The organism is Arcicella lustrica, from assembly GCF_034930985.1.
In the GTDB taxonomy this organism is placed as follows: Bacteria; Bacteroidota; Bacteroidia; order Cytophagales; family Spirosomataceae; genus Arcicella; species Arcicella lustrica.
Window position 1 is genome coordinate 38,146 of record NZ_JAYGIM010000009.1, and the last position, 15,832, is coordinate 53,977.

Consider the following 15,832-nt stretch of genomic DNA (forward strand, 5'->3'; position numbering starts at 1 on the left):
AATTCAATAGAAAACAAAAAGCGTAGAGAAAACTTTTCAGCCTTTCTACGCTTTTTAATGGGTATTTTACAGATACTTACTTAAACTTCACTAACATCGTTACAATATTTGAAGTCATGCCTGTAGTTCGAGTATAATGTCCATATCGTAATTCTAAACTATTCCATTCTTTGATTCCGAAAACTCCTTTTGCTGGTATAAATCTTACTCCTGAACCAATAAAAGTACTGTTGAAACCAGAGATGTCGTAGTCGCTGGTATAATAAGCGCTGTTAATATCGTTTTGTCCATAAGGATTAAAATACTTCACTGCTGTTTGAGTGTTGTATCGATAAAATGGGCTAAATGAAACATAAGGGCTTAATTTTACAGTTGCTTCTAAATTCATTGTATTAGCTTTCATGCCCCAATCATCCAAATAATATCTATAAAATGCTCTCAGGATGGTTCTATCGCCCAAGAAATAACTTAGTCGCATTCCGATTGGTAATTTCATCCTTGTTCCCGGTAATCTTTCTACACTTTCTGAACCATCTTTAAAGTAAATTCGATGAAAAGGAGTACTGAGTAAACCTTCTTGATAAGCTGGTTCGGCTGTTACCAATACTTGTAAGCGTTTATTAATAATTTGTGACAAAGAAAAAGCAAGATTATAAGAATTTCTCGGTCTTGTTTCAATTGGGTCACGGTCGCCATGTGCGCCTGAACCATAATTGGTTGGTCGAAGTTCTGGCGGTAAAATTACCGACCAAGTATCAAAGAAAGCACCACCTTTAATACTGAATTCACGATTGTTGTCTTTTGATGCTTTCGCAAAATTCAAATTGAATCCATAAGATTTATAATCATATTCAGTTGAGTAAGAGAAGCTTAGCCCTTTGGTTGTTCTGTTTGCATCGTTTTTCATACTCCAACTAATAGTAGGATAAAAGTGAGTATCTTTTCTAGATGCTGAAGAAACAGTTAAAGGGTCGATGTTATCAGAAGAAGCAGAAGTATAAAAGTCCACATTCAAATCAATATTGAAAGTATGTAAACGATTTTTCCAATCGTACTTTGTCAATTTTAAATCAATTGAATTGGCGAAATCGGTTAATTTTTCTGTACCAATTCCACCTGTTACTGCGGAATTGTTGCCATCTTGACCATAATAACTTGATACAAAATTTACTTCTTCAATTTTTAGCTTTCTTTTTTCATACGAGGAGGTTTCCTCTGTGGTTTTGTTTTGCGCAAAAGTATTGTTAATCATTGCTGAAATTAATACAGCAACTGATAAGATGATTTTCTTCATTTGATTAAGGATTAAGTGGTTAGTTTTAATGTAAAGAAGCAAGATTGAAGATACAAGAAGTAAGATTTAAGTAGAGATGTTTGAATAAAGGTTGACTCACTAAGATTTTGAATCAATATCTTTTACAGTATTTATCTTGCTTCTTATATCTTTTATCTAAAATCTAACAATCAATTACATCCACAACCACCACCACTTTTTCCACCGTTTGCACCAGATGCACCTTCACGATACATATAAAAACTCTGTTCAAATTTCTCAGACTTTCTTGATGCTAACTCCATCTCAGAATCATTGATTCTACTTTTTTGGTATTCCTTTACAGAAACACAAGATTGGCTTGAAAGTCCTACTAGAACCATAAAAGCCACTATATATGGATATTTTCTTTTATTCATGATTGTGAAGTTTAAATAGCTTCTTTATTTGATGTTAATATTTTTGGAAGTAAAGATTTTATTATGGTCGTCAACAATGATACAAGCAATTCCTTGAATTTGATTAATAAGATTTAAACCTACTTTTACGCCCATCACCATTACTGGTGTTGCCATTGCATCGGCTATTTCTGCATTCGGACTTAAAATCGTAACACTTTTAATGCCTGAAACAGGCAAGCCAGTTTTTGGGTCGATTGTATGCGAATATTTCTTTCCATCAATCACAACAAACTTCTCATAATTGCCAGAAGTCGCTACTGCAACATTACTGATATTCAATGCCGAAAAAGTACTTTGTTGGGCATCTGGGTCGGCAATGCCAATTGTCCACGATTTTCCATTGGGTTGGGTTCCCCATGTTGTTAAATCACCAGCAGCATTCACAATTCCACTTTTTACACCTTTGGCAATCATCAATGCTTTTGCTTTTTCTGCGGCATAACCTTTTCCAATTCCTCCAAAACCGATTCGCATTCCTTTTTCTTTCAAAAAAATACTTGAATCCTGTTGATTTAAGATGACATTTTTATAGTTGATTAATCGAACAGATTGGCGAGCGGTTTCTGCATCTGGAAGTGCTTTCATCGATAAATCAAAGTTCCAGAGACTTTTGTCGATAGAACCATAAGTAATATCAAATGCTCCTTGAGTCAGCTCAGAAATTCTAATTGAACGCTGAATTAACTCAAAAACTTCTTTATCAACTTTTACAGCTTGAATACCAGCATTTTGATTAATCAGATTAGTTTGGCTATCGTCTGAAAAAGTAGTCAATAGCTTTTCAATCCTACTGATTTCATCAATTACTTCTGCTATTCGCTCATTTGCCCAATCTGCATTTTCATCAACAACACTAATTTCAAAGGCATTGCCCATGAGTTTCAGTTTTTTCTTATGAATCAGATGGCTTGAATCACTAACGAGCATGAGTTGACGTTTGGATTTCGTTGATAAAACTTTCTGTGGTTAAAGTATTTGGATAACCATCCCATTCTTTAACTTTTTTGCCGTTGGCATCAATTAGAACCGTCAAAGGAAATTTCCCTTGGTTATTATATTTTTCAGCTAGTTGTTCATTTTGAGCAGTCTGTTTAGCATCTAATTGATTTTTCTTTAATCTTGGAAAATCCGCTCTTACCAAAACCAAATTTTCATTAGCGTATTTTTGAAAAATTTCAGACTCGAAAATGTCTTTTTTCAATTTAATACAAGGAATGCACCAATCAGAACCAGAAAAATTCAAAAGAATATATTTTTTGGATTGATTAGCTTCAGTTTTAGCTTTTTCAAAATCTAATGTCCAATCAGGATTTGAGAAAAACAATAAAAAACAAAGTGATATGATGATAGATTTCATAAGAATTTGATTGAGTTTAACTGTAAACCACAAGGGTTTTGCCATCTGTGGCGGTTTTATAAACGGTGAGTCCTTTGCTTCCGAAGCTATTTTTACCTACACCAGTAAGAGTAAATCTAGCGCCGTGGTCGGTGCAATAATATTCGTTTACATTAAAAATTACTCTCTTTTTGGGTTCATGCGAGCAGGTTTGCGTTGCTGCAACAAATACTCCTGTTGATGCTTGAGCGACCACAATACCACTCTGTGTAATGTAACCTCCTACTTTGTTAAGATTAGTTGCTGTGCTAGAAGATAAATCGATGGTGAGTAAGCGGTTGGTGATAGTACTTAAATCAGTTCCTGTGCTAGGGTTTGTTGTTCCAGTTCCTGTGTCAGTACTTGAACCAGTACCAGCGCTCGTGGGCGAAATTGTTAAGGCAGGTAAAACAGAATCTTCAGCTTTAGTGCAGGCAGTGAGTACAGCCATAAGAGCGGCACCTCTGAAACCAATTGATTTTAGAAATTCATGACGTTTCATAAAGAGATTTAATAATTTATAATGGTTATTGGATCGCATAAGATTGGTTTTCCCAATCTTATATAGAATACAAACTTTTTAACAAGAATATTGCTTGAACTTAGAAAATCTATACAAAAAATGTCAATAAATGATTTATATCATTCTTTACCGCTTCTAAATCATGATTAGTGAATTAAATTAACGAATAGACTAAGCTTGTTTTAAGTAAAACTTGAGGGATTCAACTATATTTGCCATACACTCCATAAAAATCAAGCAGCTTAGCATTATATTTTTAATTGAACCATGAAAAATAACCCTAAAACCTTAACCGCCTGGACAATGTACGACTGGGCAAATTCGGTTCATTCTCTTACCATTACTTCAGCCATTTTTCCGATTTATTATCCAATTGCGGCAATTATGTTGCCTTCAAAAAGTAGAACTTTAGACTTTTTCGGTTTTCAACTTGAAAATACCGTTTTGTATTCTTATGCTGTTTCGATTGGCTTTTTGTTATTAGCTTTTTCTGTGCCACTTGTTTCTGCTATTTCAGATTACACGGGTAAGAAAAAAGTATTCATGAAAATGTATTGTTATTTGGGTGCCATTAGCTGTATGTTAATGTACTTTTTTGAAGAAGGAAGATATTATTTAGGAACTTTTGCTTTTCTATTTTCAATAGTAGGCTGGGGTGGAAGTATCGTTTTTTATAATTCATATTTACCTGAAATTGCTACGGAAGACCAATATGATAGATTATCAGCCAGAGGTTTTACAATGGGATATTTAGGAAGTGTGATTTTGTTGATTCAGAATTTAACAATGGTTTTAAAACCTGAATGGTATGGTGGAATTAGTGGAGGAGAAGCTTCAAGAATTTCGTTTTTAACGGTTGGAATTTGGTGGATTGTTTTTGCCCAATATTCATTTTTCTATTTACCAAAAGATTCTAAAGTACAAAAACAGGAGGGAAGCTGGATTTTCAACGGTTTTAAAGAATTAAAGAAAGTATTTAATGAATTAGAAAACCTGAATATCACGAAGCGTTTTTTAACTTCTTTCTTTTTCTACAATATGGGAGCGCAAACTGTTATGTATTTAGGTGCATTGTTTGGAAGTGAAGAATTGAAATTGCCTTCTGATGCACTGATTGTAACTGTTTTATTGATTCAGTTGGTTGCCATTGTTGGAGCATATTTGTTTGCGAAAATCTCGGAAAAAGTCGGCAATACAAAATCACTTTCCATCATTGTAATCAGTTGGGTGTTTATTTGTATTGCGGCTTATTTTGTAACGACTCGCAATGAATTTTACTTTTTAGCGACTGGTATCGGTTTTGTAATGGGTGGAATTCAGTCGCTTTCTCGTTCTACTTATGCGAAATTGATTCCTGAAGAAACACATGATACTGCTTCATACTTTAGTTTTTACGATGTTTGCGACCGACTTTCTACCGTTATCGGTACGTTTATGTTTGGTTTGGTGAATCAATTAACTGGAAGTATGCGTATGAGCGTACTTTTCTTGACGGTTTTCTTTATTATCGGTTTAGTAATTTTATCAAGAGTACCTTCTCAGAAGATTTATAGATAGGCTTTTTAGGTATGAGTTATGAATTAGTACTGTACGAAGGATTAAATTAGTATTTAAAATGTCTGTTTAACCAATGATTTGGTGTAGTTGCAACCCTTGTGGTTGCCTCGTCTGAAACGGCAACAGCAAGACTTGTCGCTACAAATTGCCCTTTAAAAACTGATTTAATCCTTTTTATTTGTTCTTATTCAAAGAAAATTGGAAAATTTTAAACCTTTGTACAGTACTGATTATTAATGAAAAATTTGACAGAGAAGTATTAATTTCACTAAATCTGGCTTTGAACAAAGGCTTATAAAAATTGTTTGAATAGGTAATAACTCATAATTATTAATTCATAATTAGATAAAAAGTCTTTTTTCTGACTTTTCAACAAACTATTTCATCGCATTTTTACGTAGTTAAATTGAATTACATTTAAACACAAAAAAGGAAATGAAAATCGTCTTAATAACATTAATTACTTGTATGGCTGTACTGACAAACTGTACTGCTCAAGATGAAAATGCGGGTGTCACTCATCATAAATTTACTGTTGTGAAAACAGATGCTGAATGGCTGAAGATTTTGACACCTGAGCAATTTAAAGTAACCAGAAGAAAAAGTACAGAGTTGGCTTGTTCAGGAGCGTATTGGAAAAACCATGAAAAAGGAATTTATAAATGTGTTTGTTGCAAGCTTCCACTTTTTGATTCCCAAACAAAATTTGAATCCGGAACAGGTTGGCCTTCTTTTTACAAAGCCATTCATAAAGATGCTATTTTGGAAGTAGCCGATAATAGCTTTGGGATGGAAAGAGTAGAAATAATGTGTAGCCGTTGTGGAGCACATTTAGGACACGTTTTTGAAGACGGTCCTGCGCCAACTGGCTTACGCTATTGTTTAAATTCTTTGGCTTTGGATTTTGAAAAAGATGAGAAAATGAGTAAAAAGTAGTTTTTAGTTTTCAGCAATGAGCTTTTAGATTTTTATGAAAAGAGGGCAATTTGATTAATCAGATTGCCCTCTTTTTTGTTTTCACATCTCTGATATAATGGAGGATTAAAACGATACTCACGAGGATTAATTTTATTCAGTGGAGTATTAAAACGATACTCACGAGCATTGATTTTATTCAGTGAAGCATTAAAACGATACTCACGAGCATTGATTTTATTCAATGGAGCATTAAAACGATGTTCACGAGCATTGATTTTATTCAATCGAGCATGAAAACGATGTTCACGAGCATTGATTTTATTCAATCGAGCATGAAAACGATACTCACAAGTATTAATTTAATGGAAAATTAAAATGAAACTTGAGGTGAGACAGAGTGAAGAATTTGAGCAATGAATATACTTCAATATTAGATTAATTTGTAGAGATTTATGTAGGTAATTTATTGAAAAAAGGGACGTCTGAATTGTCAAACGTCCCTTTTTAAATAATCTTAATTCTCTCTAACAGCTCTTTTTAAAACATATTTAAAAGCAGTTCCTGTTAATATATAACCTGAAGTAGTAGCAGTTGAAAATACTTTATAATTTACCTTCATCAGTCCGCTTGCACCCAAATCTTGTGCTTGCGCTACCATTCTAGCTAAAATTGCTTCTTTTTCCTGTTGGTCATTTCCACGTTTTAACATTGTGCCTTTATATTCTTGCTTGGCTGTTAATGGAAATTCTTCCGAAATGGTTAATTTTTCCATTTCTTCAAAACTTTCTTTAGGCTGTTCATCTCCCTGCAATACATCAATTGCATATTTATCAGGAACTTTAAAACCTAAACCTGTATGTTGATCATAACCACCACTTTGGTAGTTTGGGCTATAGTAAGAAGTAGGTTGAAAGGTTTTGGTTGGCTGACAATTTGTTAAGAAAAATGACAAACAAACAAAACCTACCGCTGTCTTAGTCCACTTAGATACTTTCCGAATCATAAATTAAAACCTTTTCCCAAAGATGTTTACAATCATCTATAAACTTTAGATGAAGGGGATGTACTTGATATTCGTCGTGTCCAGCCGCATCATCAAAAACAGTAAGCTCGCAGAAATCATAACTACGGTCGATTACTGGGCGATCTGTAGCAGCAGGAGGACCTACACTAAACGTTTTAATACTTTCGATATTGCCAAGAGTTTTTACTCCTTCTACAAATTTCTGACGGTCAGCTTCTGACAAGTCTTTCTTTAACCAAAAATTTACTACGTGAACAAACATGATTGATTTTAATTTTGAGTAAAAATAAGATTTAGTAAACCTAAAATGAATAATTACAAATTGTCTTTTTCAATAATAACAGCCATTCTTTCACCTAATTCATCAGATGCTTTCATTAATGGCAAACGTACATCTGAACCACTAATTCCTTTTAGCTCAAGAATTTTTTTCACGCCAACTGGATTACCTTCTTCATATAAAAGAGGGTCAATGGCTAAGAAATGTCCTAACAAATTACGAGCAGTCGAAAAATCTCCATCTAAAGCAGCATGGATCATTTTAGTGAATTTTGCAGGAACAGCGTTCGCAATAACTGACATTACTCCAACACCACCACAAGCAATGATTGGTACAGCCTGAACATCATCTCCAGAGATTAATAAGAAATCTTCAGGCTTATCTTTATAAATTTCCATACACTGTTCGATGATGCAAGAAGCTTCTTTTACACCGATAATGTTTGGATGTTCTGCTAATTTCAAAGTAGTTGCTGCCGACATATTAATGCCCGAACGTCCCGGAATATTATACATAATTACTGGTACTGGCGAAGCATCAGCAATGGCAGAATAATGAGCAATAACGCCACGAGCTCCTGGCTTGTTATAATAAGGACATACCGAAAGAATTGCATCAATACCTGTAAAATCGGTAGCTTGAATCGCTTTGATTACTTCTGGCGTATTGTTTCCGCCAAGTCCATAAACGATTGGTAAATTCTTTGAATTATTTTCCTTGATGAATTCTAAAATCGCAATTTTTTCTTTGGTACTTGTCGTGGCAGATTCACCAGTTGTTCCTTGAACTACCAAGTAATCAACGCCACCGTCGCTTACGTGCTGTACTAATCTTTTTAACCCTTCATAATCAATACTTCCATCTTCAAACATTGGGGTTACTAAAGCTGGAGCTACGCCGTGGAATTTTGGTCTCATTTTTGGAAATTTTACGATTATGCAATCGTCTATATTTAAAAAACTATTGGTCTGTGTGGTAATTTGAAAATTTGAAAGTGTGGTAATTTGAAAATGAAAGATTTTTTATCAATAAATAGTCAATGAATTAATAAAAAAACTCATAGCTCATCGCTCACATCTCAAAGCTTACCCTTCCAATATCCTTAAAAAATCATCTTCTGAAATAATTTGAACACCCAATTTTTGGGCTTTTTGCAATTTTGAAGGACCAGCTTCTGAGCCTGCAACTAGAAAGTTTAACTTTCCAGAAACACCACTCAATACTTTTCCACCATTTGCTTCAATTTTTATCTTCAAATCATCACGTTCGAAATTTTGAAAAGTTCCCGAAATTACGAAAGTTTTTCCTTCTAAACTGTTCCCTTCTACAACAATTTCGGTGGTTTCATGGATAAATTGCAACTTAGCGTCTTTCAAACGAGCAATATAAGCTTGATTATCCTCATCTTGAAAGAAAGCGACAACACTTTGCGCAATTCTATCGCCAATTTCTGGTACTTGTAACAAGTCTTCATAACTTGCTTTCGCAATGGCGTCGATATTATTAAAATATGAAGCTAATTTTTCAGCAACTGTAGCACCAACAAAGCGTATTCCGATACCAAATAATACTTGTTTGAATGGAATCTCTTTTGATTTTTCAACACCAGCAAGAATATTATTGATTGATTTGTCTTTAAAACCTTCCAGATTGGCTAGTTTCTCTTTCGTCAAATCATACAAATCGGCTGGGCTTTTTATGATACCTTTTTGATAGAATAAATCAATTGATTCAGTTCCTAAATTTTCAATGTTCAACGCTTTTCGTTGAATGAAATGTTCAATTTTTCCTTTAATCTGTGGCGGACAACCTTTATCATTTGGACAATAATGATTGGCTTCGCCTTCTTTTCTAATTAGAGGCGTGTCACATTCTGGACAAATAGTAGGAAATTGTACTTTTTCAAAATTCGAACTTCTTTTACTAGCATCAACACCTGTGATTTTTGGAATAATTTCTCCGCCTTTTTCTACAAAAACAGTATCGCCAATGTGTAAATCCAAGCGTTCAATTTCATTAGCATTATGAATACTGGCACGTTTTACAACTGTTCCAGCTAATAAAACAGGCTTTAAATTAGCGACAGGCGTAACGTTTCCTGTTCTGCCAACTTGATAACTTACTGTTTCTAAGGAAGTTGATGCTGATTCTGATTTGTATTTATAAGCAATTGCCCAGCGTGGAGATTTAGCTGTATAGCCTAATACTTCTCTTTGAGCAAAAGAATTTATTTTGATAACAATACCGTCAGTATTCAGAGGTAAATCATGACGAGCTTTGTCCCAACGTTCGATAAATGCAAATACTTCTTGAATATTATTGCATTTTTCCCATGTAGGCGAAACGTTGAAACCTGCTTTTTTCATCCAATGCAGACTTTCTTCATGACTTTCAAAAACTTCATCATACGATAAAAACTGGTAGAGGTAGCAATCCATTTTTCTTTTGGCTACTACCGATGAATCTTGCATTTTAAAAGTACCTGAAGCCGCATTTCTAGGATTTGCCAATAAAGCTTCACCAATGTCTTCACGTTCTTTATTCAACGATTCAAAAGAAGTTAAAGGCATAAAACCTTCGCCACGTACTTCAAAAACAGCAGGTAAGTTTTCAGCATTGATACTCAAAGGCAAAGTACGAATGGTTTTAATATTTGCCGTAATATCATCGCCACGCACACCATCTCCACGAGTTACACCTCGCACCAATTTGCCATTTTCATACCAAATAGAAAGTGCCACACCGTCGAATTTTAATTCGCAAATATATTCGTAAGGCTCATTGTTGAGTCCTTTTCTTACTCTTTCATCAAAATCAGCTAATTCACCTTCGTTATAAGTATTTCCTAAGGAAAGCATTGGAAAACGGTGATTTACTGCTTCAAATTCCTTTGAAACTGCACCACCAACACGATGAGTTGGAGAATCAGCTCTGACAAAATCAGGGAATTCTTTCTCTAATTGCTGTAATTGTTCAAGAAGTTTATCGAATTCAAAATCAGATACTTCTGAATCAGCAGTGATATAATATCGATGGTTCAGTTCATTCAACCGATCGGTCAATTGGTTGATTTGTTCCTGTGGGTTCATTCCAATAAGCTTTAAAAATTTACCGAATTTACCGCCAAAATATAAGTAATCTTAAAATTTTCGGCTAAAATTCTCTTTTTGTCTATCAAAGTTTTTTAACCTTTTTACTTTTGCCTTTGTGCCTAAGTATAATATGTGGTAATTTTGCAAGGATACTTTAAATGAGTGTCGAGCCAAAAACAAAAATTAATTTAAAGAAAAAGACGGGCGTTTGATTGAAATCTTTGAAAATACATCAACGTTTCGCTATTAATTCATGAATAATATCCTTATTGCTCCTTCTTTGCTTGCAGCAGACTTCGCAAATCTTCAGAGAGATATTGAAATGGTAAATGCCTCTGATGCTGATTGGTTTCATATTGATGTAATGGACGGTCACTTTGTGCCTAACATTTCTTTTGGAATGCCCGTAATCGAAGCCATCAATCGCCATGCTAAAAAACCGCTTGATGTTCATTTGATGATAGAAAAACCTGAACGTTATTTAGCTGAATTTAAAAAATTAGGAGCTACTAATATTACAGTTCACTATGAGGCTTGTACGCATTTACATCGTACAATTCAGCAAATCAAAGATTTAGGCTGTTTGGCAGGAGTAGTGTTAAATCCAGCTACGCCAGTTTCTGTATTGGAAGAAATCTTGCCAGATTGCGAAATGGTATTGTTGATGTCGGTGAATCCGGGTTATGGTGGACAAAAATTTATTGAATCTACGTATGATAAAGTTCGTAAACTTCGTAGCATGATTCAGGAAAAAGGATTGAATACTTTAATTGAAATTGATGGTGGTGTTAACCAAGAAACTGGACAGAAATTAGTAAATGCTGGAGCAGATATTTTGATTGCAGGAAGTTATGTTTTTGGTGCGAAAGACCCAATCGAGACAATTGCTAATCTTAAAAAAATCAAATAATACTTTACTTTGAGTCGCAAATTTTAGGAAGAATAATAAAAAAAGACAATTTTCGTTTAATTTTATCAGTAAAAACTAATCGCTTCATTAAACTATTGATAATGAGAATATTCGCTTTTTTATTATTCTTTCTCATTTCCTATATTGCTACTGCACAAAAAACATTTTGGGCAAGTAAGGTAGTTGCTTTTTCTTCTGAGTATTCAGATGCGAAAACAACTAAAGAAAACAGAGCCACACAAGCTTTAGGAAAACCGAGTAAATTACCAATGGTGGGTACTTCTCCTTGTGCTTGGCAACCACTTACACAAGATAATCCTCAAGAAGAGTTTTTAATCGTAAGTTTTGATACACTTATGCCCATTCAGCAAGTTGCTATTGCCGAAAATTATGGGCAAGGTTGTATTGTTCGTGTTGAAGCTTTTGATGAACAGGATAATTTAAAATTGCTATGGACTAATAAAACAGCTCCCAGTTTTGAAATGGGTAAAATGTTAAATTTAGTTCTTACAAAACCTACAACTTACAAAGTTAGAAGTATAAAATTAGTGCTGAACACTGCTAGAGTAAAAGGTTGGAATCAAATTGATGCCATCGGTATTTCTCAATCTACTACACCAATTAAAGCTTCGGTAAATCTGGCTAAAAATCTTCCTCAGCAAATCATTAAAGAAAATCTTGGACAAAATGTGAATTCTCTTTACCGAGAAATTGCACCCGTGATTTCTCCAGATGGAAAAACATTGTATTTCACTCGTTGGGAACATCCAGAAAATCTTGGTAAAGATAAAAATCAAGATGTTTGGTATTCGGAATTACAAAAGGATAATAAATGGGGAGTGGCACGTTCGATGCCCGCACCCATAAACAATACTGAACATAATGCGCTTTGTGCGATTTCTCCAGATGGAAAAACTATTTTATTAAATAATGTTTATTTGAAAGATGGAGGAATGGCAAATGGTGTTTCAATTGCTAAAAAAGGAGAGAAAGGATGGAATTTCCCAGAGGCATTGTCAATCAAAAACTTTAAAAATAAGTCTGAATTCTCTGAATATAGTTTTTCTGCGAATGGAAGAGTACTCATTCTGACTGGTCAGTTTAAAGAAACACAAGGTGGGAAAGATATTTACTTGTCTTTTTTACAAGCTGATGGAAAATGGTCTGAACCTGTAAATGCAGGAAAAACAATCAATACTGCTGATGATGAAAGTTCTCCATTTTTGGCGGCTGACGGCACAACTTTATACTTTTCGTCTTACGGTTTTAGTGGTTATGGTAGTAGCGATATTTTTGTGACTCGCCGTTTAGATGATACTTGGTTGAAATGGTCGGAACCCGAAAATGTAGGTTCCAGCATTAATACTTCTGAATGGGATGGCTATTTTTCAATTTCAGCTTTAAGTGATTTTGCTTATTATAGTTCTAGGGAAAATGCTATTGGACAAGAAGATATTTTCAAATTCAAAGTGCCAGAATCTATCAAGCCCAATGCGGTAGTTCAATTGACGGGAAGTGTATTTAATATCGTTACGAACAAACCTGTTAAAGCAAAAATCACGCTTCAAACAATGAATACTGCTGATACAGTATGTGTTACTTTTGATCCAGAAACGGGTGATTATAAATTGATGCTTCCTGCACAGAAAACTTACAATATTTTAGTTTCACAAAAAGGCTTTTTGTCATTTTCTGAAACTTTAGATTTTTCTAAAGAAAATACTTTTAAAGAACTCAAGAAAAATATTTATTTAGTTCCGATAGAACCTGGGCAGAGAATGACACTAAATAGTGTGTTTTTTGAACAAAGTAAATATGATATTTTGCCGAATTCATATCCTGAACTTGATAGAATTGTAGCAGTAATGAAAGAAAATGCTACGATGGAAATCATGTTGGAAGGACATACCGATAATCAAGGCGATTGGAATGCCAATTTAACTTTATCAAAACAAAGAGTAGAAGAAGTAAAGAAATATTTAGCAAGTAAGGGCGTTGATATGAAGCGAATTCAAACACAAGGTTATGGTTCTACCAGACCCGTTTCAAGTAATAATTCGGAAGAAAAAAGGAAATTTAATAGAAGAGTAGAGTTTATGATTATTAAAAACTAAGCTACTTTACTTGATATAAAGTATGAAATCTCTTTTCATTAGCATCACTAATGGGAAGAGATTTTGTATTTTATTGAGTAATTAAAAGATTTTTTACAGATTAGTCTTTCATTAATCTATTTAATTTCTGCAAATTGGTATTGTTTTTGTTTTAGAAAAGGAATAAATAGCTTTTAAATGAAAAGTAAATCATTAGCCATACTTTTATTACTATATTCCTTTTCATTCAGTATTACTGCTCAACAAGTATTCTGGGCAAGTAAAGTATTGGAATTTTCTTCCGAAAACATCGTTCCTTTCCAACCATCTGCCAATAGAGCTAATCAAATACTTGGCAAACCTAATGTGTTACCTCAATTTGTTGCGAGTGGTTTAGCTTGGCAGCCAGCTTTTAAAACATTAGATAGTGAAGAGTTTATCAAAGTAAGTTTTGATACCACCATTGCGATTCAGCAAATAAGTATAGCGAAAAATTTCGGAGAAGCAACAATCGAAAAAGTAATTGCTTTTGATTCTTTAATGCAAGCTCATGTACTTTTTCAACAAATAGATACTTTGCAAGCTCCTGAAAAAGGAGAAATGTTCAATATTATTTTACCAAAGAAAACCTCTTTTAGCGTTTTTGGAATAGGTATATATATCAATAAACGAAAATACAGCGAGTTAATTCAGTTGGATGCCATCGGTATTTCAACACTTGAAAATCCAGTGCAAGCCAATATTCATGTTGCTCAAGATGCGCCGATAGAAGTAATCCGAGAAAATCTTGGTAAAGGAGTAAATTCAAGACATCAAGAATTTGCCCCAGTAATTTCTAGCGATGGTAATACTTTGTATTTTACTAGAAACTATGTAAGTCTTTTTGGCAAACAAAAAGATCAGGATGTTTGGTTTAGTAAACTTAATGAAAGTAAAGAATGGACTAAAGCCAAAAATATTGGAGTGCCCATCAATACCAAAGATAAAAATGCTGTTTTTGCGATTTCTACTGATGGAACAGAAATGTTATTGATGAATAAATACCACAAAAATGGGAGATTGTCGTCTGGAATTTCTCGTTCTTTTAAAAATGGAGGAGCTTGGACTTTCCCTGAAGAAGTAAAAATAGATAATTATTATAATCAAAGTCCGAATGCTGAGTTTACTTTATCGGCTGATGGAAACATTATGATTATGTCTATTCAACGAAAAAATGCTGTTGGGAAAAGAGATTTGTATGTTTCTTTCAAAAAAAGTAATAGTACTTGGACAGAGCCCAAAAGTCTAGGAAAAACAGTTAATAGCATTGAACACGAAATGACGCCTTTCATAGCGGCAGATACCAAAACATTATATTTTTCTACCCGTGGTTTTCCGGGTTTTGGTGATAACGACATTTTTAAAAGTCAGCGTTTAGATGATACTTGGACAAATTGGTCAGAGCCTGAAAACCTTGGAGAAGCCATTAATACTCCTTATTGGGATGGATATTTTACTTTACCCGCTTCAGGAGAATTTGCTTACGTATGTTCTTTTAATGAGAATAATAAGGAAGATATTTTTAAATTGACTTTACCAAAAAAAGTCCAACCAGAGCCTGTAGCAATTATTTCAGGAAATGTTTTGAGTACTACTGATAAACAAAGCATCGCTTCTACAATTATGATGATTCCAAGAAATGCTACTTTAAAATCAGAACAAAGAACGTATGAACCAGTAAATGGAAACTTTAAATTTATTCTGCCTTTACATGAAGTGGTAGATTTTGTGCCTGTGGCAAAAGGTTACTTAGGTATCAGTGAAACAATTGATTTGACGAATGTAAAAAGCTATAGAGAAATAAATAAAGACTTGTACTTATTGCCATTAGAAATAGGAAATAAAGGCATTTTGAATAGTTTGACTTTTCAGCAAGGTGATGCAAAATTACAGGCTTCAGCGATGAGAGATTTAGACAGAATTATTCAAGTGATGAATGAATTCCCTGATTTAGAAATTCTATTTGAAGGACATACCGACAATCAGGGAGATTTTCAGTTGAATCTTCAATTATCTGAGGACAGAGTAAATGCTGTAAAAAAATACATTACTAGTCAAGGAATTGCACCAAATAGAATTACGACAAAAGGCTGGGGGCAAACTCGCCCAGTAGCCAGCAATGCTACCGAAGAACGGCGTCGTCTTAATAGGAGAGTAGAGTTTACAATCACTAAGAAATAGCCTATTTCTTTGGGTAAGGTTTAAAAAGGAGCTACTTTTGCATTTAACTAACTTTAGTTTTTATTAACGACCTTTATTCATTAGCCTTCTGTATTTATTGAGCTTC

The 15,832-nt window shown here is 34.0% G+C and carries 15 protein-coding genes; 5 read left to right on the forward strand and 10 right to left on the reverse strand.

Features of this window, described 5'->3' with window-relative positions:
- Positions 1 to 76: 76 nt before the first annotated feature.
- The 5 genes from VB798_RS12320 to VB798_RS12340 all read right to left on the reverse strand — a co-directional run bounded on the left by VB798_RS12320 (position 77) and on the right by VB798_RS12340 (position 3,611).
- Positions 77 to 1,294 carry a DUF3570 domain-containing protein gene (locus VB798_RS12320; RefSeq protein WP_323258771.1) on the reverse strand — a complete coding sequence of 406 codons (1,218 nt, stop codon included), beginning with the start codon at positions 1,292 to 1,294 and terminating at the stop codon, positions 77 to 79.
- Positions 1,295 to 1,464: 170 nt separating this feature from the next.
- Entirely contained in the window at positions 1,465 to 1,656 is a 192-nt protein-coding gene (locus tag VB798_RS12325; RefSeq protein WP_323259153.1) for a DUF4266 domain-containing protein, read from the reverse strand.
- 60 nt (positions 1,657 to 1,716) lie between these two features.
- Entirely contained in the window at positions 1,717 to 2,661 is a 945-nt protein-coding gene (locus tag VB798_RS12330) for an FAD:protein FMN transferase (RefSeq protein ID WP_323258772.1), read from the reverse strand.
- Positions 2,651 to 3,091, reverse strand: a complete 441-nt coding sequence (locus VB798_RS12335) for a thioredoxin family protein (RefSeq protein WP_323258773.1) — start codon at positions 3,089 to 3,091, stop codon at positions 2,651 to 2,653. The genes VB798_RS12330 and VB798_RS12335 overlap by 11 nt, the downstream gene beginning before the upstream one ends.
- 16 nt (positions 3,092 to 3,107) lie before the next feature.
- On the reverse strand, positions 3,108 to 3,611 hold the full coding sequence (locus VB798_RS12340; protein ID WP_323258774.1) for a (2Fe-2S)-binding protein: 504 nt from the start codon (positions 3,609 to 3,611) through the stop codon (positions 3,108 to 3,110).
- 288 nt (positions 3,612 to 3,899) lie between these two features.
- Between VB798_RS12340 and VB798_RS12345 the strand changes: the two genes are divergently transcribed.
- Positions 3,900 to 5,189, forward strand: coding sequence for an MFS transporter (locus tag VB798_RS12345; RefSeq protein WP_323258775.1), 1,290 nt, complete (start codon positions 3,900 to 3,902; stop codon positions 5,187 to 5,189).
- A 435-nt stretch (positions 5,190 to 5,624) separates the two neighbouring features.
- Entirely contained in the window at positions 5,625 to 6,125 is a 501-nt protein-coding gene (gene msrB / locus VB798_RS12350; RefSeq protein WP_323258776.1) for a peptide-methionine (R)-S-oxide reductase MsrB, read from the forward strand.
- 32 nt (positions 6,126 to 6,157) lie between these two features.
- On the opposite strand, the gene VB798_RS12355 is transcribed toward msrB, so the two are convergent.
- The 5 genes from VB798_RS12355 to ligA form a co-directional block, all read right to left on the reverse strand.
- Complete coding sequence (locus VB798_RS12355; RefSeq protein WP_323258777.1) at positions 6,158 to 6,433, reverse strand: hypothetical protein; 276 nt, start codon at positions 6,431 to 6,433, stop codon at positions 6,158 to 6,160.
- 188 nt (positions 6,434 to 6,621) lie between these two features.
- The gene (locus VB798_RS12360; protein WP_323258778.1) at positions 6,622 to 7,110 is read right to left on the reverse strand and encodes a hypothetical protein; all 489 of its coding nucleotides are present in this window, start codon (positions 7,108 to 7,110) and stop codon (positions 6,622 to 6,624) included.
- The gene (locus tag VB798_RS12365; protein WP_184135611.1) at positions 7,091 to 7,393 is read right to left on the reverse strand and encodes a Dabb family protein; all 303 of its coding nucleotides are present in this window, start codon (positions 7,391 to 7,393) and stop codon (positions 7,091 to 7,093) included. Before VB798_RS12365 ends, VB798_RS12360 begins: the two co-directional genes overlap by 20 nt.
- A 53-nt stretch (positions 7,394 to 7,446) precedes the next feature.
- On the reverse strand, positions 7,447 to 8,328 hold the full coding sequence (gene dapA, locus VB798_RS12370) for a 4-hydroxy-tetrahydrodipicolinate synthase (protein ID WP_323258779.1): 882 nt from the start codon (positions 8,326 to 8,328) through the stop codon (positions 7,447 to 7,449).
- A 168-nt stretch (positions 8,329 to 8,496) separates the two neighbouring features.
- Entirely contained in the window at positions 8,497 to 10,500 is a 2,004-nt protein-coding gene (ligA, locus tag VB798_RS12375; protein WP_323258780.1) for an NAD-dependent DNA ligase LigA, read from the reverse strand.
- A gap of 256 nt (positions 10,501 to 10,756) precedes the next feature.
- Between ligA and rpe the strand changes: the two genes are divergently transcribed.
- The 3 genes from rpe to VB798_RS12390 all read left to right on the forward strand — a co-directional run bounded on the left by rpe (position 10,757) and on the right by VB798_RS12390 (position 15,726).
- Positions 10,757 to 11,413, forward strand: coding sequence for a ribulose-phosphate 3-epimerase (gene rpe, locus VB798_RS12380; protein WP_323258781.1), 657 nt, complete (start codon positions 10,757 to 10,759; stop codon positions 11,411 to 11,413).
- A gap of 101 nt (positions 11,414 to 11,514) precedes the next feature.
- Positions 11,515 to 13,527, forward strand: a complete 2,013-nt coding sequence (locus VB798_RS12385) for an OmpA family protein (RefSeq protein ID WP_323258782.1) — start codon at positions 11,515 to 11,517, stop codon at positions 13,525 to 13,527.
- A gap of 177 nt (positions 13,528 to 13,704) precedes the next feature.
- Positions 13,705 to 15,726 (forward strand): OmpA family protein, encoded by a 2,022-nt coding sequence (locus VB798_RS12390; protein WP_323258783.1) that lies wholly within the window; start codon positions 13,705 to 13,707, stop codon positions 15,724 to 15,726.
- The last annotated feature ends 106 nt before the right edge of the window (positions 15,727 to 15,832 follow it).